This window comes from Faecalibacterium sp. DFI.5.82, from assembly GCF_029076575.1.
GTDB lineage: Bacteria > Bacillota > Clostridia > Oscillospirales > Ruminococcaceae > Faecalibacterium > Faecalibacterium duncaniae.
Map to the genome: position 1 here is coordinate 1 of NZ_JARFIS010000011.1, position 19,581 is coordinate 19,581.

At 60.9% G+C, this 19,581-nt stretch carries 17 protein-coding genes, 1 tRNA gene and 1 riboswitch; of the genes, 15 read left to right on the forward strand and 3 right to left on the reverse strand.

Translation table 11 applies throughout. The features are described from left to right. Positions 1-154 precede the first annotated feature (154 nt). Positions 155-373 carry a hypothetical protein gene (locus P0G09_RS12525; RefSeq protein WP_080545308.1) on the reverse strand — a complete coding sequence of 73 codons (219 nt, stop codon included), beginning with the start codon at positions 371-373 and terminating at the stop codon, positions 155-157. Between the two features lie 655 nt (positions 374-1,028). Between P0G09_RS12525 and P0G09_RS12530 the strand changes: the two genes are divergently transcribed. Both P0G09_RS12530 and P0G09_RS12535 read left to right on the forward strand, forming a co-directional pair. Next, the gene (locus P0G09_RS12530; protein ID WP_275252833.1) at positions 1,029-2,948 is read left to right on the forward strand and encodes a flavocytochrome c; all 1,920 of its coding nucleotides are present in this window, start codon (positions 1,029-1,031) and stop codon (positions 2,946-2,948) included. Then, positions 2,945-3,307 (forward strand): NusG domain II-containing protein, encoded by a 363-nt coding sequence (locus P0G09_RS12535; protein ID WP_005935033.1) that lies wholly within the window; start codon positions 2,945-2,947, stop codon positions 3,305-3,307. Before P0G09_RS12530 ends, P0G09_RS12535 begins: the two co-directional genes overlap by 4 nt. A 62-nt stretch (positions 3,308-3,369) precedes the next feature. Here P0G09_RS12535 and P0G09_RS12540 read toward each other — a convergent pair whose 3' ends face one another. Both P0G09_RS12540 and P0G09_RS12545 read right to left on the reverse strand, forming a co-directional pair. Continuing rightward, positions 3,370-3,774 carry a DUF1284 domain-containing protein gene (locus P0G09_RS12540; RefSeq protein WP_005935032.1) on the reverse strand — a complete coding sequence of 135 codons (405 nt, stop codon included), beginning with the start codon at positions 3,772-3,774 and terminating at the stop codon, positions 3,370-3,372. After that, entirely contained in the window at positions 3,771-4,322 is a 552-nt protein-coding gene (locus tag P0G09_RS12545) for a biotin transporter BioY (RefSeq protein WP_035394764.1), read from the reverse strand. Before P0G09_RS12545 ends, P0G09_RS12540 begins: the two co-directional genes overlap by 4 nt. Before the next feature lie 235 nt (positions 4,323-4,557). On the opposite strand from P0G09_RS12545, the gene P0G09_RS12550 reads away from it, so the two are divergent. From P0G09_RS12550 to cbiD, 13 genes are all read left to right on the forward strand, one after another. Then, positions 4,558-6,201 carry an HlyD family efflux transporter periplasmic adaptor subunit gene (locus P0G09_RS12550; RefSeq protein ID WP_275252834.1) on the forward strand — a complete coding sequence of 548 codons (1,644 nt, stop codon included), beginning with the start codon at positions 4,558-4,560 and terminating at the stop codon, positions 6,199-6,201. A 12-nt stretch (positions 6,202-6,213) separates the two neighbouring features. Then, positions 6,214-6,963, forward strand: coding sequence for an ABC transporter ATP-binding protein (locus P0G09_RS12555; RefSeq protein ID WP_005935028.1), 750 nt, complete (start codon positions 6,214-6,216; stop codon positions 6,961-6,963). Further along, positions 6,960-8,165 (forward strand): ABC transporter permease, encoded by a 1,206-nt coding sequence (locus tag P0G09_RS12560; protein ID WP_275252835.1) that lies wholly within the window; start codon positions 6,960-6,962, stop codon positions 8,163-8,165. The genes P0G09_RS12555 and P0G09_RS12560 overlap by 4 nt, the downstream gene beginning before the upstream one ends. A 206-nt stretch (positions 8,166-8,371) precedes the next feature. Continuing rightward, on the forward strand, positions 8,372-10,561 hold the full coding sequence (locus P0G09_RS12565; protein ID WP_275252836.1) for an S-layer homology domain-containing protein: 2,190 nt from the start codon (positions 8,372-8,374) through the stop codon (positions 10,559-10,561). Further along, positions 10,561-11,340, forward strand: coding sequence for a ComF family protein (locus tag P0G09_RS12570; RefSeq protein WP_275252837.1), 780 nt, complete (start codon positions 10,561-10,563; stop codon positions 11,338-11,340). The genes P0G09_RS12565 and P0G09_RS12570 overlap by 1 nt, the downstream gene beginning before the upstream one ends. Before the next feature lie 72 nt (positions 11,341-11,412). Further along, positions 11,413-11,487: transfer RNA gene (locus P0G09_RS12575), tRNA-Pro, on the forward strand. Positions 11,488-11,598: 111 nt separating this feature from the next. Next, positions 11,599-12,870 carry a glycerate kinase gene (locus tag P0G09_RS12580; protein ID WP_275252838.1) on the forward strand — a complete coding sequence of 424 codons (1,272 nt, stop codon included), beginning with the start codon at positions 11,599-11,601 and terminating at the stop codon, positions 12,868-12,870. Between the two features lie 38 nt (positions 12,871-12,908). Next, positions 12,909-13,129: riboswitch (cobalamin riboswitch) on the forward strand. Then, complete coding sequence (locus P0G09_RS12585) at positions 13,086-13,310, forward strand: hypothetical protein (RefSeq protein ID WP_275252839.1); 225 nt, start codon at positions 13,086-13,088, stop codon at positions 13,308-13,310. (Overlaps the previous riboswitch by 44 nt.) Beyond that, on the forward strand, positions 13,307-14,542 hold the full coding sequence (locus P0G09_RS12590; RefSeq protein WP_097773372.1) for a sirohydrochlorin cobaltochelatase: 1,236 nt from the start codon (positions 13,307-13,309) through the stop codon (positions 14,540-14,542). Before P0G09_RS12585 ends, P0G09_RS12590 begins: the two co-directional genes overlap by 4 nt. A 118-nt stretch (positions 14,543-14,660) precedes the next feature. Continuing rightward, a complete protein-coding gene (locus tag P0G09_RS12595; RefSeq protein ID WP_275252840.1) occupies positions 14,661-15,512 on the forward strand; it encodes an iron transporter in 852 nt (283 codons plus the stop codon). Further along, positions 15,512-16,648, forward strand: a complete 1,137-nt coding sequence (locus P0G09_RS12600; protein ID WP_275252841.1) for an ABC transporter substrate-binding protein — start codon at positions 15,512-15,514, stop codon at positions 16,646-16,648. The genes P0G09_RS12595 and P0G09_RS12600 overlap by 1 nt, the downstream gene beginning before the upstream one ends. A gap of 3 nt (positions 16,649-16,651) precedes the next feature. Further along, a complete protein-coding gene (locus tag P0G09_RS12605) occupies positions 16,652-17,668 on the forward strand; it encodes an iron ABC transporter permease (protein WP_223455106.1) in 1,017 nt (338 codons plus the stop codon). After that, complete coding sequence (gene cbiD, locus P0G09_RS12610; protein WP_275252842.1) at positions 17,665-19,581, forward strand: cobalt-precorrin-5B (C(1))-methyltransferase CbiD; 1,917 nt, start codon at positions 17,665-17,667, stop codon at positions 19,579-19,581. Before P0G09_RS12605 ends, cbiD begins: the two co-directional genes overlap by 4 nt.

A 19,581-nucleotide genomic window follows, 5' to 3' on the forward strand; every position in this document is an offset into this window, starting at 1 on the left:
GATTTTCAAAAAGTATGGGTTTTCGTGAGAGCAAGAATCGTCCCGTGGCCACAAATTTTCAATTCTTGAAAATTCTTGCCCTTTTGGGACAGCTTCTTGTTGGGGCGTGCCTGCCCCAAACCCTGCTTAGGAGTGAGTGCGATATACTAGGAATTTATTTATTGCTTGCATCGGTTTTGTCGTTTCCCTTTTTCTTACGAGACAAACCTAAACAAAGATGCGTCGAGCCAAGGCAAAGAAATGATGAACCAAGACACAACCATACAACAGCCATAGAATTATCATTTCCACTTATGAAGCTAATAAGTGAAGCCATATATAACAGAGCAGAAGCTGCATAGAATAAGATAGATTTCTTGGTTTCTTTTTTCATAAATAATCGCCTCCACAAATCGATTTGTTGAGTCAATTATACCACGTTCTTTATCGAAATTACACCCTCTACATGGGAGAACTTGGCCGATTTACTGCGTACGTGCGTACCCATCTTCCGTATACACGTATGCGGCGATTTGCCCGAAACGCACTCTATACAGCCGTTCCCCCTCGGAGAGCCCACTACACTTTGCAGACCACAGGGATGAAAGTGTCATAGTGGGTTATTACACTTCCGCAGAAGTGCCTTTCCCTCGCCGCAGACAGCCGGGTGTGCCTTTGCGAGAGCCTTTTGTGCGGCGAACCCACATCGCCCATGGGCGATGTGAGCAGGGATTCCAAGGGGCGTAGTACCCTTGGCACACGGCTTTGGTACAAAGTCTAGTGTGTTACACCTTGATAGAGGTGTACAGACCCCCGATATGCAAAAAGTCCCATGTTCAACACCTTGACGGTGCGAACATGGGACTTGATGATTCCTCGGCCTAGCTGGGTACTCGTAACCAATCCTGACAGGCAGTTGCCATGTCACTTCTCGAAAACTGTTTTACGAATACCCAGCAAATGGGCAGCCCCCTTTTTATGCTGAGATATGTTCGCGCAGGCTAACTGCCTGCAACGTTGCTTCAACTAAGAAGGAAAAAGAAGAAACCATGAAAAACACGAAGATGAAACAGAGCATTGCAGCGCTGGCCATGGCTGCTGTCGTTGCAGTGAGCCTGCTGGGCTACGGCTGCGGCAGCAAGTCCGCCTCCACCACCGGCGCTGGTGCTACCGGCGATTTTACCGGCACTGCCAAGGGCTTTGGCGGCGATGTTACCGTTACCCTGACCCTGACCGACGGCAAGATCACCGGCTGCACCGCTGAGGGTGCCGATGAGACCAAGGGCGTTGGCTCCAAGGCAATCGAGCAGCTGCCCGGCGAGATCGCCGAGAGCGGCAGCATTGCAGTGGACGGCGTGTCCACCGCAACCATCACCTCCAATGCCATCAAGGAGGCAGCCGCTGCTGCTATCACCGCTGCTGGTCTGAAGCCTGAGGATTTCCAGACCGCTGTGGAGAACAACGCTGAGCCTGCTGAGGACTCTACCGTTGATACCGACATCGTCATCGTGGGTGCAGGCGGCGCAGGTATGACCGCTGCCCTGACTGCCACCAGCGAGGGCAAGAGCGTTGTCATCGTGGAGAGCCAGTCCATGGTGGGCGGCAACTCCGTGCGCGCTACCGGCGGCATGAACGCCGGCAAGACCGTGTATCAGGATGAGAACGAGTTTGCCGAGGGCGCAGGTGTCGAAAAGACCCTGAAGGCTGCTGCTGAAAAGTATGCTGACAACGAGACCATCACCGCTCTGGCTGCTACCGTGGCCGAGCAGTGGGCTGCCTACCAGGCCAACCCCACCGGCTACTTTGACAGCGTTGAGCTGATGGAGCTGGATACCATGATCGGCGGCAAGGGTATCAATGACCCTGCTCTGGTGGAGACCCTGTGCTCCAACAGCGCTGATGCCATCGACTGGCTGGGTGAGCAGGGCATCACCCTGCACAGTGTTTCCAGCTTCGGCGGCGCATCCGTCAAGCGAATCCACCGCCCGGTGGACGCTGAGGGCAAGACTCTTTCCGTGGGTTCCTACATGATCCCTCTGCTGGAGGAGAATTGCCAGAAGGCTGGTGTCCAGATGATGCTGAACACCACCGCCACCGAAATCCTGACCGATGACAACGGCGCTGCTGTTGGCATCAAGGCCACCGGTGCTTCCGGTGAGACCATCACCATCAACGCCAAGGCCGTGATCCTGACCTCCGGCGGTTTCGGCGCAAATCTCGATATGGTCGTTGAGTACAAACCCGAGCTGAAGGGCTTTATGACCACCAACGCCCCCGGCATCCTGGGCCAGGGCATCAAGATGGCACAGGCCATCGGTGCTGACACCGTGGATATGGATCAGATCCAGATCCACCCCACCGTTGAGGCCAACACCGCTGCTCTGATCACCGAGGGTCTGCGCGGCGACGGCGCTGTGCTGATCAATGCCGAGGGCAAGCGCTTCATTGATGAAGTCGGTACCCGTGATGTGGTTTCCGCTGCCGAGATCGCTCAGACCGGCAGCTACAGCTGGCTGGTGGTGGATCAGGCTATGGTGGATGCCTCCAGCGTCATTCAGGGCTACATCAAGAAGGGCTACACCGTGACCGGTGAGACCTATGAGGAACTGGGCAAGGCAATGGGCGTTGATGAGGCTGCTTTTGCCGAGACCATGAACACCTGGAACGGCTATGTTGAGGCCAAGAACGACCCCGACTTCGGCCGCACCAGCTTTGCAGACAAGCTGGATACCGCTCCCTACTATGCCATCAAGGTCACCGCAGGTGTGCACCACACCATGGGCGGCCTGAAGATCAACACCAACACCGAAGTCCTGAACGAGAACGGCGAGGTCATCCCCGGCCTGTTCGCAGCAGGTGAGGTGACCGGTGGTGTCCACGGTGCAAACCGCTTGGGCGGCAATGCCGTGGCTGACTTCACTGTCTTTGGCCGCATTGCAGGCGCAGCTGCAAGCAAGTACGCTGCATGAAACGCCTGAAAAGCTGGCAAAAAAATCTGATCTTTGCGGCCGTGGTGCTGGCCGCGGCAGCACTCCTGTTCGTGCTGTACCGTGCCAACGCCCCCAAAGCGGAGCCGCTGGTGGCCGTGGTCGATTTCGGCGACGGCATTACCGAGACGATCCCGCTGGACGAGGACCACGATTATCTGTATGATGTGGGCGATTACATCGTGCATCTGCAGGTAAAGGATGGGGCCATCGCCTTCCTCGACAGTCAGTGCCCGGACCATGTGTGCGAGCAATTCGGCTGGCTGAGCGAGCAGGATGCCTGGGCCGCCTGTGTCCCCGCAGGGGTCTATGTAACGGTGCAGGCCGCAGAAACAGAATAAAACAAAGAGGCCGCCGTGCAGGAGATGATCCTGCACGGCGGCCTGTTGTATAGGGGGAAATGTTATTTCACGTATTTGCCTTCGCAGATATTCTTGCAGCAGGCGCTGATGGGGAACCAGCAGCAGTCCCGGCAGATATCGGCCAGCATCTCGGGGGTGGCTTTGGCATCGATCTCCCGGATGAGGGCCTGATAGTCGTATTCCTTTTCCTCCAGCCCGAAATACTCCACGGTCTTGCGGTCGTACCGCTTGACCTTTTCCTGTGTGTCGCACAGGTCGGTGCCCAGCTTGTTGGGGCAGCAGGAACAAAGGGTGTCGGTGGAGAAGGTGAGCTGGATCTTCGTCCCGGGCACCTCCCGCAGCTGGTGAACGACATCGTTCATGTGCTCCACAAAGGCTTCGCTGTAGCCATGGCCGGAATAGCCCTGGGTGCAGAGCAGGTGATGCGGGCGCAGTACGATGCTCATGCCTTTTTTACCCCCGGGATCCGCTTCCGGATGTTCAGGCCCAGCACGCAGGCCAGCACAGCCTTGATGATGGCGGTGGGGATGAAGGGAAGAACGCAGGCGGAAACGGCCACAGACACGGTGCTGTGGGCGACGATCACGAACAGGATGACACCCACGATATAGTTGACCACAGTGCCCACGACAACCGCCACGGGAAAAGCACCCTTGAAGGCATCCCTGTGCTCCACGCCCAGGCCGATGATGTAGGCCATGATGGGGAAGGAGATCAGGAAGCCGCCGGTGGGGCCGACAAACTTATCGATGCCGCCGGAGAAGTTGGCCAGCACCGGCACGCCCACAGCGCCCAGCAGCAGGTAAACGAGCGTGGCAATGGCGGACAGCTTGGAGCCCAGCACCACGGCCGCCAGCGTGATGGCGAAGGTCTGCATGGTCATGGGCACACCCAGCGGCATGGGGATGGAGATCTGTGCCATCACGGCGATGACGGCGGCAAACAGGCCCGCGTAGCAGATATCGCGCACCGAGAACTTACTGGTCTGATTCATAGAAAAAATCCTCCTCTGGTTTGGTACAAACAACGTCCCGATTAAACCAGAAAGCGGCAGACAGGTCAACTTGTGATTTGCGCAAAGGTTTACAATCTGTGAAAATTTGCTGAAAAGCGTTCAAACGAAATTTGGACGCTTGTGTATCCAGGCAAAATGCGATACACTACATCTATACATAGGAAAGGAATCTGACAGGCCGCCCTATGGTGGGCCTGAATCTGATAGGAGGAACATGATGATCTGGAACAAGAAGAAGGACGGCGCGGAGAACCCGGGTGCGGAAACGCCTGCGGCACAGACAACCAAGGCCCCGGTGCTGTTTTTGCAGAAGAACTGGAAATGGCTCGTGCCGGTGGTTTGTGTGGTGATCGCGGGCGGTGTGTTTTTGCTCAAGCCCAAGAGCGCCAACACCACAGCCGTGGACCCCAGCTATCTGGAAGCCAGCCCTGAAGTGCGGGATGTCTCCAATACCCTGAGCGGCACCGGTACCCTGAACCCTGCCAACACCTACACCGTGAAATCTCTGGTGGAAGGCAAGGTGCTCACCGGCGAGTTTGAGGAGGGCGACGTGCTGGATGAGGGGACCGTCCTCTACACGCTGGACAGCTCGGACGCTTCCACCAATTTTGAAAAGGCTGAGATCGCCATGCAGCAGGCACAGCGTAGCTATGACAAGGTGGTGGACCGCCAGTATGTGCGTGCCGAGGTGGACGGCACCGTGAGCACCCTGAAGGTCGCCAAGGGCGACGAGGTGACCAGCGGGCAGGAGGTCGCCATTATCCGCGACAGCTCCAAAATGCTGCTGACGCTGGAATTCCCCGCCGCCGATGCCGCCAATTTCAGCGTGGGCCAGACCGCCCAGGTGACGCTGGACGGCACCTTTGAGCAGCTGGACGGCACCGTGACCAGCGTGACCGGAACGGATGCCCTGAGCACCGGCAACCTGCTCACCCGCACCGTGACCATTGCCGTGCAGAACGCGGGCGGCCTGACCACCGCGCAGGCGGCCACCGCCTCCATCAACGGGGTCAGCTCCATCGGTTCTGCCACCTTTGGCTATCAGGCGGAGCGCACCCTGACCGCACAGGCTGCAGGTACTGTGACCTCCATCCATGTGCAGGAGGGCCAGACCGTTGCCGAGAACGATATCCTGATCGAGCTGAGCGGCGATGACCTGACCGAGAGCATCCAGTCTGCCTCTGAGACCCTGCGCAGCGCTGAGATCTCCCTGCAGAACCTGCAGGATACCATGGCCAACTATACCGTCACCTCTCCCATCAGCGGCACCATCATTGAAAAGGATGCCAAGGTGGGCGATGCGGTCAAATCCGGCGATACCCTCTGCGTCATCTACGACCTGAGCTATCTGGAAATGGTCATCAACGTGGACGAACTGCAGATCAGCTCCCTGTCTGTGGGCCAGAAAGTGCAGATCACAGCCGATGCCGTGCAGGATAAGAACTATGTGGGCACTGTGACCCGCGTCTCCATGAAGGGCGCTTCCAACGGCGGTACTACTACCTACCCGGTGACCATCCGCATTGACGAGACCGACGGCCTGCGCCCCGGCATGAACGCCAACGCTGAGATCGTGGTGGCTGAGGCTGCCAATGCCCTGACCGTGCCCAATGCGGCCATCGTCCGGGGCGGCTATGTGCTGGTGACCCAGGATTCCCCCAGCGCTTCCAAGGCGGATGCCACCATGGAGGCACCCGAGGGCTTTGTCTATGTGGCCGTCAAGACCGGTGTCAGCGATGATGATTACACCCAGATCGTCAGCGGCATCCAGGAGGGGGACACCATTGGTTACGACCCCAACTCGGTCAGCAGCGACAGCTACTACTATGACGATGGCAGCAGCATGATGATCTTCTGATGGGAGGATGGAATGAGCGCTCTGATCGAATTTGATGCGGTCTGCAAGTATTACCAGATGGGCGACACCACGGTAAAAGCTGCCGACCACATCACCATGAAAATAGAAAAAGGCGAGTTTGTTGCCATTGTGGGCCAGTCCGGCTCCGGCAAGTCCACCTGCATGAACATCATCGGCTGTCTGGATGTGCCCACGGCGGGCACCTACCGGCTGAACGGCCGGGATGTGGGCAAGATGAGCCGGAACGAGCTGGCCTCCATCCGCAACGAGATGCTGGGGTTCATCTTCCAGCAGTATAATCTTCTGCCCAAATTGAACCTGCTGGAAAACGTGGAGGTGCCGCTGGTCTATGCGGGCATCCCCCGCGCCGAGCGCCACCGCCGGGCCCGCGAGGTGCTGGAGCAGGTGGGGCTGGGCGATAAGCTGAAAAACAAGCCCAACCAGCTTTCGGGCGGCCAGCAGCAGCGCGTATCCATCGCGCGGGCGCTGGTGCGCAACCCGGCGATCATTCTGGCGGATGAGCCCACCGGCGCGCTGGACAGCCACACCGGCCGCGAGGTGCTGGGAATGCTGCAGGACCTGCATGGGCAGGGCCATACGGTGGTGCTCATCACCCATGACAACTCCATTGCCGTGCAGGCCGACCGCATCATCCGGCTGGAGGATGGTCAGGTGGTCTACGATGGCGACTCCCGCGCGCCGGAAGCCATCGTCCAGCCGACGCTGAACTTTGAACCGGCAGAACAGGAGGGGAACAAATGATCATTGAGACCTTCCGTCAGGCCCTCCAGAACGTGTGGAGCAACAAGCTCCGCACCTTTTTGACCATGCTGGGCATCATCATCGGTGTCATGGCGGTCATCGTCATCGTGGGTCTGGGCAACGGCATGACCCAGAGCATGCGGGACAGCTTTTCGGCGCTGGGCACGAATGCCCTGTCCATTCAGGTCTGGGGCTACGGCTCCCGCACCGCCTCGGTGGAGGATGTGTATAAGATCGCGGATAAGAACAAGGAGCTCATCTCCGCAGTCTCGCCCCAGATCGATTTCAGCAACAACACCCCCAAGGTGGGCACCACGACCTACCGCTACGGCACCAGTGTTTACGGTGTGGACGAGCACTACGCCGAGATGAAAAACTATACCCTCGCCCAGGGGCGCGGCCTGCAGTACATGGACATCAAGGACAACAAGCAGGTCTGCATCATTGGTGATTACCTCAACCGGGTGGCCTACGGCGGCAACGCGGTGGGCCAGACCATCAAGCTGGGGGCCTACAAGTTCCGGATCGTGGGCGTGCTGAACGCCAAGGTGACGGACAAGAACATGCAGCAGGGCTCCGACGATGACTGCATCTATCTGCCCTACACCACGGCCATGCGGCTCTCCAACCAGTCCAGTGCCAAAAACTTTGTTGCAATTATGACGGACGAGAGCCGGGCCAACGAGGCCAAGGCGGTGGTGGAAAGCGGCCTGTACGACCTGCTCAAGAGCGACAACGCTTATTACATCTACAGCGCCAGCGAGTGGCTGGAGGAGATGAACGAGATGATCAACATGGTCATCATCATCCTTACCGGCATTGCCAGCATCTCGCTGCTGGTGGGCGGCATCGGCATTATGAACATCATGCTGGTGTCGGTGACCGAGCGCACCCGGGAGATCGGCATCCGCAAGGCACTGGGTGCCAAGGAGCGGGTGATCCTGTCGCAGTTTGTGGTGGAAGCCGCCACCACCTCCGCACTGGGCGGCGTGCTGGGCATCGTCCTTGGCTATATCGTGTCCATGGCGGCAAACCGCATCCTGCCCATGATCTCCAGCAGCATTGATGTGACCGTCAGCCCCTCGTTCAACTCCATCGTGGTGGCCTTTGGCATCTCAGTGGGCATCGGTGTGCTGTTCGGCTATCTGCCCGCCAAGCGCGCCGCAAGGCTGAACCCCATTGAAGCGCTGAGATATGATTAAACCTCTTACCGTTTCGGTCTGGCTTTGCCAGCGCCTTGCGGAGCTCCCCTAATAGGGGCAACAACGACGACCGCCGCCAGTGGCGGATGAAGGGAGGAGTTGTTGGGGCCGCGGCCAGCAGGATGCAAGTGCAAGGCTTTGCACGAAGCAGATGCTGGGAGCCGCAACCCGGAATACATTAGAAACTATTTTAAGGAGGATTTTCCATGAAAAAGCGAATCCTTGCATTTCTGCTGGCGGTAAGCATTGCCGTGTCGATGCTGGTGCTGCCGGCATCGGCAGCGGGCAACGCCAACACGGCGGTCCAGCTGTCCATCACGCTGAACGCGATGGACAGCAGCCAGCAGGCTGCTCTGAACGCTGTGGTCACCCGCGGTGCACTGGCCCGGATGCTGGTGTCCTACTCCACCTACCGCGAGAGCGTGGGCTCTCAGGGCACGGTGGGCACCCTGTTCACCGATCTGCCCGGCACTTCGCCCTATGCCCCCTATGTCCGCATTGCAGTGCAGAATGGCTGGATGAACGGCTACACCGACGGCTCTTTCCGGCCCGACAATGCCGTGACGCTGGAAGAGGTGGTCACGGCCATCCTCAAGCTGATGGGCTATAAGATGACCGACCTGAGCGGCTCCTTCCCCAACGCACAGCTGAACAAGGCCAGTGAGCTGGGCCTGCGCAATCAGGTGGACCGCAGCCAGGGCGAGGTGCTCAACTACGAGGAGTGCGCCCTGCTGTTCTACAACGCCCTGACAGCCAACACCGCCAGCGGCAGTGCCTACGGCAGCAGCCTGGGCTTCACGGTCTCCAATGGTCAGGTGGATACCTCCAGCGTCATGCTCAAGAGCCTGAAGGGCCCCTTTGTGGCGGGCGATACGGTCCAGCTGCCCTTTGTTCCCAAGATGGTCTACCGCAACGATAAAGCGTCGGAATCTGCGGAACTGAACAAATACGATGTGTATTATTACAGTGAGAGTTTACAGACACTGTGGGTCTACACCCGCCGCGCCGCTGGCCGCATCACGGCAGTTTCGCCCAGTGCCAGCGCCCCCACCAGTGTAACGGTGGCAGGCACCAGCTATACGCTGGGTTCCTCTGCGGTGGCCTCCCAGGTGTCCTCCCTCAACGGCGGCGGCGTGGGCGAGGTCGTCACCCTGCTGCTGGGCATGAACAATGAGGCTGCCGGGATCGTGACCGGCGAGGAAGCCGACAGCGTGTTCTACGGTGTCGTGCAGACCGCCACCCGCAGTCTGGTGGAAGAGAACGGCGCGGATGTTCTGCAGAAGGTCTCCGTCATGTGCACCGATGGCATTGCCCGCACTGTGAACGTGGACAAGAGCCTGAACTTTCCGCAGGGGTGGCTGGTAGAGATCAAGGTCACCCCGGAGGGCGAGAGCGTGGAACACATCGAGGACCGCCGCGTCAACGGCACCATCAATGCCACTGCGCTGGGCGCTGCCGCCCTGGCCGACGATGTAGAGATTCTGGATACAACTTCGGAGGGTGTGGCTGGGACGGTTCGTCCCAGCCGCCTATCGGGGGTAACGCTGAGTGACCTCGATGTCCGCTACTATACCGTCAACGATGCCGGACAGATCGACCGGCTCATCCTGAACGATGTGACCGGCGACCTGTGGAGCTACGGCGTGCTGGACGATGTGAAAAATCTGGCCATGAATTATTCTGACCTGAAGAGCCTCGTCACCGGCATTGCGGCGGGAGATTCCGCTTCCGGCACCACGACCACGACAGGCACCACCACCGGAGCGGCCACGGGCGGCACCGACGGCTCCGACGGCTCCGGCTCTACCTCGGATACCACCACCACTGTGACCGGTGCCACGGCGGTAGACCGCCTGTCCAACCTGCTGGTGCCCACCACCAGCGAGATTCTGTGGGGCATCGTCTCGGGCGATATCCTGAGCACGGCCTGGCAGAAGCTGACCAGCAACACCGGCTCCCTGATGAGCATTGGCTTCCAGCAGATCGCGGAGATCACGGGCACCCCCTTCAAGCAGATCTTCAATTACATCGGCGGCGGGGCGACCTATATCTGCTACGTCAACGGCGCGGTGGCCAGCTACACCACGGCCATCAAGTATCCGGTGCTGGCGGGCGGCATTGCCGTGCGGCAGGAGACCACCGGCTCTGTCAAGGCCATGATGCAGCTGATGCCCCTGAAGATCGACAAGGTCGGCGCGGCCTCGGTGCTCTCGGGCAATGAACGCTACGAGATGGCAGACAATGCGCAGGTCTACCTGTGGTACAAGGGCCAGTATTACCCCACCAAGCTGGCTCAGGTGGATGCGGACGGCTACCAGCTGACCGGCTGGTACGATAATTTCGGCTGCGCTGCCGGAAAAAAGGTCCGCGTCATCATTGCGGTCAAGAACGACTGATGCTTTATTACAGCGGCCTGAGCCGCACACTGCGGCAGCTGCGCTGGGTGCTTTACCCGCGCCGCTGCCCTTTTTGTGATCGGGTGCTGGGAAACCAGCCTGCCTGCCCGGACTGCGCCGATGGGCTGGCAGAGCTGCGCCGTGCACCCTCCATGCGGCTGCGCGGCTCCGAGCACTACCTGGGGCGGCTGGATGGGGCAGCCGCACCCTACCGATACACCGGCCTTGTCCGCCGCGCGGTGCTGCGGGCGAAATATCAGGGCGCGCCCTGGGCAGCTGTGGAGCTGGGCGTGGAGATGGCCCGCCTGCTCTTTGGCAGCGAGATCAGAATGTGCGGCTCTGAGCCCCTGCCCGAACCGGTACCGGGCCTGGACCGGAGTTACGACTGCATCCTTCCGGTACCGGCCTCCAGCAAAAAGCGCGGCTACAATGTGCCGGAGCGGATGGCACAGCCCCTTGCCCGGGCGGTGGACGTGCCGGTGGTCACGGACGCGCTGACCCGTGCCCGCTCCACCCGGCGGCAGGAGGGACTTTCCCTTGACGAGCGGCTGGCCAATGTGGCGGGTGCCTTCCGGGTGGCCCGGCCGGAGGCTGTGGAGGGAAAGCGCATCCTTCTGGTGGACGATGTTCTGACCACCGGAGCCACGGCCTCGGCCTGCGCGCAGGCTCTGCTGGATGCCGGTGCGCAGAGCGTGTTCGCTGTGGCGCTGGCTACGGTGGAGTTTCCGCAACCGGTGGGCAGCACAACGGCCATTGCCGAAAATGAAGAAGAAATTTGAAAATAGTGCTTGACAAAACACCATTCTTCGGGTATACTGATTGAGCTGTGAGCGACAAGCTCGATCAGATGTCCGGGTGTAGCGCAGTTTTGGTAGCGCGCTTGAATGGGGTTCAAGAGGCCGTGAGTTCGATTCTCGCCACTCGGATTGAAACAAGACCGACGATTTCAAAAGAGATCGTCGGTCTTGATTTTTTATTCGGCTGTTTCTGGTGCGCTGTCCCGGAGGGGCGGGCACCGCTGCAAGGAGGGCGAGTCTATGAATGCTGCACTGCGCCGGGATGCGGATGTGATCCTTCGTTCCAGCCTGAACGCTGTTCTGCCGGATGAGGCGGTGCGCCGCGCGCTGCGGGATCTCCGGCCCGGGAAGGGCCGGGTGCTTCTGGTGGCGGCGGGCAAGGCGGCCTGGCAGATGGCACACGCGGCTGTCAGGGTGCTGGGCCGGGTGGACGGCGGCGTGGTCGTGACCAAGTATGGCCATGTGAAAGGTGAGATCCCCGGTGTGGCTTGCTGTGAGGCGGGCCACCCGGTGCCGGATGCAAACGGTTTTGCGGCCACCCAAAAGGCGCTGGAGCTGGTGCAGGGGCTGACCGCCGGGGATACGGTGCTGTTCCTGCTTTCCGGCGGCGGCAGTGCGCTGTTCGAGCAGCCGCTCGTTCCCGGGGCAGAGCTGCAGGACATCACGAGCCAGCTGCTGGCCAGCGGGGCCGACATTGTGGAGATGAATACCATCCGCAAGCGGCTTTCCGGTGTGAAGGGCGGGCGGTTCGCGCAGCGCTGTGCCCCTGCGCAGGTGTTCAGCATCGTGCTGAGCGACATTCTGGGGGACCCGCTGGATATGATCGCCAGCGGCCCGGCGGTGCCGGATACCTCCACCTGCGCCCAGGCGCTTGCCGTTGCCGAAAAGTATCATCTGGCACTCTCAGCACAGGCCCGGGCCCTGCTGGCGCAGGAAACGCCCAAAACGCTGGACAATGTGACCACCCGGATCACCGGCAGCGTGCGGGAGCTTTGCCGTGCCGCGGCCAGCGCCTGCCGGAATCTGGGATATGAACCGGTTCTCCTGACCGACCAACTCTGCTGCGAAGCACGGGAAGCAGGCAGCTTTCTTGGCTCCATTGTCCGCACCCAGGCAGGGCAGGGGAAAAAGCTGGCCTACATCGCGGGCGGCGAGACCATCGTTCACCTGACCGGAAAAGGGCTTGGCGGAAGAAATCAGGAGCTGGCCCTTGCGGCTGCGCCTGCCATTGCCGGGCTGAACGCGGCGGTATTCTCTGTGGGCAGCGATGGCACAGACGGCCCCACCGATGCCGCCGGCGGCTATGTGGATGGGGATACCCTTGCCGCGCTGGAGGCCGGGGGCTGGAGCGGATACGCTGCTTTGCAGAACAACGATTCCTACCACGCCCTGAAAGCAGTGGATGGCCTGATCATCACCGGGGCAACGGGCACCAATGTCAACGATGTGGCGGTGGCCCTGATCGGGGAAAAAACACCGCCTGTGAGCCCGGAAGTTTCCCCGGAGTGGTGATTGCATTCCTCCGTTGAGTATGTTATACTGAACAGCGAACTGAATAGAAAACAGCAGGTGCGTACCGCCCCGCGGCTCTGGCCGGGGGCAGGCACGTTAAAAGGGAAGCGGGTGCAGATCCCGCACGATCTCGTCACTGTGATAAGGGAGTTTACCGCCAGGGTGCAGCTGCATCGGTCACTGGAACGCATGTTCCGGGAAGGCGGCGGTGGATGTTGAGCTTTCAGCCAGGAAACCTGCCCGCTGTTGGTACGGGGGCGCAAGCCCCAGATCACGAGGAATTGGTTGTACCCAAAAAGCCTGAAAAAACTGAAAAGGGTCTTTTTGCTTTGCCGTCCCGCAAGCAGAAAGGCCCCTTTTGTTTTGCCGGGCACTCTTTCCTGTACCTTCTGTTCAGCAAAAATTATGTTCAAAAACAGGAAAGGAACGAACAAAAATGAGAAAACGCACCATCCACAAAGCAGCGGCCGCTCTGACCGCTCTGGCCCTCTGCGCCGGTGTACTGACCGGCTGCGGCGGTGCCGCAAGCAGCACCACTGCTTCCAGCACGGCAGGATCTGCTGCCAGCAGCGAGGTTTCCGGCGAGGAGGCTGACGAATTGGCCGCAAAGAACGTTGCAGACCTGATCGATGCCATCTATGTGCAGGAGCGCACCGATGACACCGATGCCCAGTGTGAGGCCGCCAAGGCCGCATGGGATGCCCTGACCGATGCCCAGAAGGAGCTGGTCGAGGGCGAAGAGGCTGACCCTGACTACTTTGGCCGCGACACCGGCGATGCTTCCAAGGACGACAGCCGCAATCAGGACGACATCGGCGAGAATGAGCTGCTGGTGGTCTCCTTCGGCACCTCTTTCAACGACAGCCGAGTGAAGGATATCAAGGGCATCGAGGATGCGCTGCAGGCCGCTTATCCCGATTGGTCTGTCCGCCGCGCCTTTACCGCACAGATCATCATCAACCATGTTCAGGCCCGCGACGGCGAGAAGATCGACAACATGCAGCAGGCTCTGGACCGCGCTGTGGCCAACGGCGTGAAGAACCTGGTCGTCCAGCCCACCCACCTGATGCACGGTGCAGAGTACGACGAGATGATGGAGATGATCGACGAGTACAAGGACAAGTTCGAGAGCGTCGCCGTTGCTGAGCCCCTGCTGGGCGAGGTTGGTGCCGACGCTGCCGTCATCAACGCCGACAAGGAAGCTGTTGCCAAGGCCGTTACCGCTGCCGCTGTGAAGGATGCCGGTTTCGACAGTCTGGAGGCCGCCGCTGAGGAGAAGGTCGCCTTCGTCTTTATGGGCCACGGCACCTCCCACACCGCAAAGGTGAGCTACAGCCAGATGCAGACCGCCATGCAGACCCTGGGCTACAGCAACGTGTTCATCGGCACGGTGGAGGGTGAGCCCGAGGAGACCGCCTGCGAGAACGTCATCGAGGCTGTCAAGGCCGCCGGTTACACCAAGGTCATCCTGCGTCCCCTGATGGTCGTTGCCGGTGACCACGCCAACAACGATATGGCCGGTGCGGATGACGATTCCTGGCTGAGCCAGTTCCAGGCCTCCGGTGACTTCGCATCCGTGGAGTGCCAGATCGCCGGTCTGGGTGAGATCGAGGACATCCAGCAGCGTTACATTGAGCACACCAAAGCCGCCATTGATTCCCTGAACGGCTAATATTCCGCATTCCAATGCCCGAAGGGAGAGATCTTTTCGGGCATTTTTTATGGAGAGCTTCCCCGCATGAGGAGAAACACTCCCATTTCAAATTCTGAATTTTTGAGGTATTTTGTTTATGCACTGCAAACAGCTTGTTTCCCTGTCCGTTGCTTCTCTGATGCTGGCCGCCGTCCTCACCGGCTGCGGCGGGGCTTCTTCCACTGCTTCCTCTGCTGTCAGCTCGGAAGCCGCTTCTGCCGTGAGCGCTGCCGCCGCTTCCGAAAGCACCGAAGCCGCCCTGCCGGACGGCGTGTACACGGCTGAGTTCGACACCGACAGCGGCATGTTCCACGCCAACGAAGCCTGCAATGGCATGGGCACCCTGACCGTGGAGAACGGGCAGATGACCTTCCACGTCAGCCTGGCCTCCAAGAAGGTCGTCAACCTGTACGTTGGCATGGCCGCCGATGCCGAGGCCAACAAGGCAGACTGGCTGCTGCCTACCACCGACACCGTCACCTACTCCGATGGCACCTCGGAGGAGGTCTACGGCTATGATATCCCCGTGGCCGCTGTGGACGAGGACTTCCAGCTGGCACTCCTCGGGACCAAGGGCAAGTGGTATGACCACACCGTGAGCATCCGCAATGCGCAGCCCAAGACGGAAGAAGCTGCCGAGACCCCTGCGGACGGTGAATACAGCGTGAATGTGACCCTGGAGGGCGGCTCTGGCCGTGCCACCGTGGAAAGCCCTGCCGCCCTGACCGTGGCGGACGGCAAAATGACCGCTGTCATCCTGTGGAGCAGCCCCAATTATGATTACATGATCGTGGATGGCGAGAAGTATCTGCCCACCAACACCGAGGGCAACTCCACCTTTGAAATCCCTGTTTCTGCACTGGACACCCCGCTGGCTGTCACTGCCGATACCGTAGCCATGAGCACCCCCCATGAGATCGAGTATACGCTGACCTTTGCGCTGAACTGATGAAACTGACGAGACAACAATTCCTGCGCGTTCTGCCTGCTACAGTACTGGCCCTGTCGGGTTGCGCCGCCTCCGAAACAGCGCCCGCCAGCACAGAAGAACTGGTCTTTGACCATGCCTGTCCACTGGATTACGCCACGCAGTTTACTGCCGACTGCTATGAGGGCGGCTATACCATGCTGACCCTGACCGAATCGGGGGAGCAGTTCCTTGTGACCCCGGAGGATGCCGCTGCGGTGGAAGGCCTGCCCGAGAGCGTGACGGTGCTGCGTCAGCCCATCCGGAACATCTACCTTGTCTCCACCTCGGTGATGGACCTGTTCCTCGCGCTGGATGGGCTGGACAGCGTGACCCTTTCCGGTACCCAAGCGGAGGGCTGGTATCTGGATGAGGCCAGAGCCGCCATGGAGGACGGGCGCATTGCCTATGCGGGCAAGTACAGCGCTCCGGACTACGAAAAGATCCTTGCGGCCAACTGCGGCCTTGCCATCGAGAACACCATGATCTACCACACCCCGGAGGTCAAGGAGCAGCTGGAACGGTTCGGCATCCCGGTGCTGGTGGAGCGCTCCAGCTATGAGAGCGGCCCGCTGGCCCGGCTGGAATGGCTCAAGTTCTGGGGCATCCTGCTGGGGAAAGAGGAGCTGGCGGAACAGGAGTTTGCCCGGCAGGTGGAGCGCCTTGCACCGCTGGCCGAGCAGGCTCCCACCGGCAAGCGCTGTGCCTTTTTCTCCATTACAGCCAACAACCTTGCCAATGTGCGCAAGGGCGGCGACTATGTGGCCCAGATGATCGAGATGGCGGGCGGTGATTATGTTTTTGCGGACCTGACCGACAACGGCAACAACCTTTCCACCATGAACCTGCCGCTGGAGGATTTTTACGCCGGTGCAAAGGATGCGGATGTGCTCCTTTACAACAGCACCATTGAGGGCGTGGTGCATACCACGGAGGAACTGGTGGCAAAATGCCCCCTGCTGGCCGAGTTCAAGGCCGTGCAGAGCGGCAGTGTCTGGTGCACCACCCAGAGCTTTTTCCAGCAGAGTACGGCGCTGGTCGATTTTGTGCTCGATCTGCACCGTGTCTTTACGGAGAACGACCCCGCCGACCTGCAATTTCTGAGGAAAGTAGAGTAACCTATGACCAGCAAAAAGCGCCTGATCCTTTCTTACGGCATCCTTGCCCTGCTGCTGGCGGTGCTGTTTGCCGCCAACCTGTTCTGGGGCAGTGTGTCCCTGACACCGGGGGCAGTGCTGGCGGCCCTGACCGGCCGCGGGCAGGACGCTTTGAGCGTGGGCATCATCACCCAGCTGCGCCTGCCCCGGGCCGTGATGGTGGTGCTGCTGGGGGCGGCGCTCTCGGCGGCAGGCTACCTGCTGCAGACCTTTTTTGCCAACCCCATTGCAGGCCCCTTTGTCATGGGCATTTCCAGCGGGGCCAAGCTGGCCGTGGCACTGGTCATGGTGGCTTTTCTGAACCGTGGCCTGCTCACCAGCTCCCTTACCCTGATCACAGCCGCCTTTGCGGGGGCCATGGCCTCCATGGCCTTTGTGCTGGCGGTCTCCCGGCGGGTGCAGCGGATGAGTATCCTTGTCATCTGCGGCGTAATGATCGGCTACATCTGTTCGGCCGTTACGGAGTTTGTGGTGGCCTTTGCCCAGGACAGCAACATCGTCAACCTCCACAACTGGTCTCAGGGCAGCTTTTCCGGCATGACCTGGGGCAATGTGCGGGCGGCGGCGCTGGTGGTGCTGCCCGCTCTGGCGGCAGCGTTCTGCCTTTCCAAGCCCATGGCCGCCTACCAGATGGGGGAGGCCTACGCCCGGAGCGTGGGCATCAATGTCAAAGCCTTTTCCCGGCTGCTGGTGCTGCTTTCCAGCCTGCTGGCCGCCTGTGTCACGGCCTTTGCGGGGCCCATCTCCTTTGTGGGCATCGCGGTGCCCCATCTGGTCAAGCAGCTGTTCGGTAGCGCAAGGCCGCTGGTGGTGCTGCCCGGGTGCTGCCTGGGCGGGGCGGCCTTCTGCCTGCTGTGCGACCTCATCGCCCGCAGTATGTTTGCCCCCACCGAGCTTTCGATCAGCGCCGTAACGGCAGTATTTGGTGCACCGGTGGTCATCTGGCTGCTGGTGCGCCGGGGTCAGGAGGGTGTGCGATGAAATACCGCTGTGAAACGAAAGAACTGGCCATCGGCTATGGCAGCGCGCCCCTTGCTTCCGGCATCACGCTGGGGGCGGTGCCGGGGCAGATCCTGGCCCTCATCGGGCCAAACGGCGCGGGCAAATCCACCCTGCTCAAAACGCTGGCGGGCCAGCTGGCCCCCCTGGGCGGGGATGTCCTGCTGGATGGCCGCAGCCTGACCGATTACACCGGCCCGGCCCGGGCCCGGAAGCTGGCCCTGATGCTGCCCCACACCCGCCGCACCGAGCTGACTTCCTGCTTTGAGTTTGCCGCCGCCGGGCGCATCCCCTATACCGGGCGGCTGGGCATCCTGTCCGATGCCGACCGGCAGGCCGTGCGGGACGCGCTGGAACTGGTGGGGGCTTCCCCTCTGGCGGGCCGGGATTTCAACTGCATCAGCGACGGCCAGCGCCAGCGCGTTCTGCTGGCCCGCGCCATCTGCCAGCAGCCCGGAGTTCTGCTGCTGGACGAGCCGACCTCTTTTCTGGATGTCAAGGGCAAGATCGAGCTGCTGACCATCCTGCAGAAACTGGCCCATGAGCAGGGGCTGGCCGTGATCGTCAGCCTGCACGAGCTGGACATGGCGCAGAAGATCGCGGATGCGGTGGTCTGCGTGTTCCCGCACAGCGTTTCGGGGGTGCTGACCCCAAAGGAGGCCTTTGCCCCGGAGAACATCCGGGCGCTGTACAGCCTGACCAAGGAGCAGTACGAGGCCGTGTTCGGCCCGGAAAAGCCTGCCGGGCCAAAGTTTGAACATTACGTCCGCAGTGGGCAGAAGCTGCTCCGCTGCGGGTACACCACCGGCACCTGCGCGGCGCTGGGTGCGGCGGGGGCCGCGCGGCTCCTGCTCACCGGCCATGCCCCGGAGAGCGTTGCCCTGCGCACGCCGAAGGGCATCGTGGTGGAGGTGGCCCCGCTGTACTGCCGCCCCGCCGGAGCCGGTGCCGAATGCGCCATTGAGAAGGACGGCGGGGATGATGTGGATGTGACCACCGGCCTGCCCGTGATCGCCGCCGTAGAATTGCTGCCCAATACCACCGAGATCCGCATCTCCGGCGGCAAGGGCGTGGGCCGGGTGACCAAGGCCGGGCTGGACCAGCCGGTGGGGGAAGCTGCCATCAACCATGTGCCCCGGCAGATGATCGCCGAGGCCCTGCAAAGGGAAGCCGAGAGCGCCTGCTACACCGGCGGCTTTGCCGTGACCATCTCCATCGAGGGCGGGGAAGAGGTGGCAAAGCGCACCTTCAACCCCCACATCGGGGTCGAGGGCGGGCTTTCGGTGCTGGGAACCAGCGGCATTGTGGAGCCTATGAGCCAGCAGGCGATCCTGGACACCATCCAGCTGGAAATGAATCAGGCCGCTCTCCGGGCGGGCAGCCCCAGGCGGCTCATCCTGGCACCCGGCAATTACGGACTGGACTATCTGCACGAAAGATACCCGGAGTTTCACGCTGTTCCGGTGGTGAAAACCTCGAACTTTATTGGAGACACGCTGGATATGGCTGCTGCGGCCCGCTTTGAAGAGGTGCTTCTGGTGGGCCATGTGGGCAAGCTGGTCAAGGTGGCGGGCGGTATTATGAACACCCATTCCCACACTGCTGACTGCCGCACCGAGCTGTTCTGCACCCATGCGGCGCTCTGCGGCGCATCCCGGGAAGTCTGCGCCGCCCTGATGAACGCTGCCACCACCGATGCCTGTCTGGAACTCCTGGACAGCGCCGGCCTGCGGGCTCCGGTGCTGGAAAGCCTGCTACGGGCGGTCCAGCTCCACCTTGACCGGCGGGCCTGCGGGGCGTTCCGGGTGGGGGCGGTGCTGTTTTCCAACCAGCACGGCCCGCTGGGAGCCACCGACACTGCCGCACAACTGCTGAACGAATGGAAGGAGCATTGA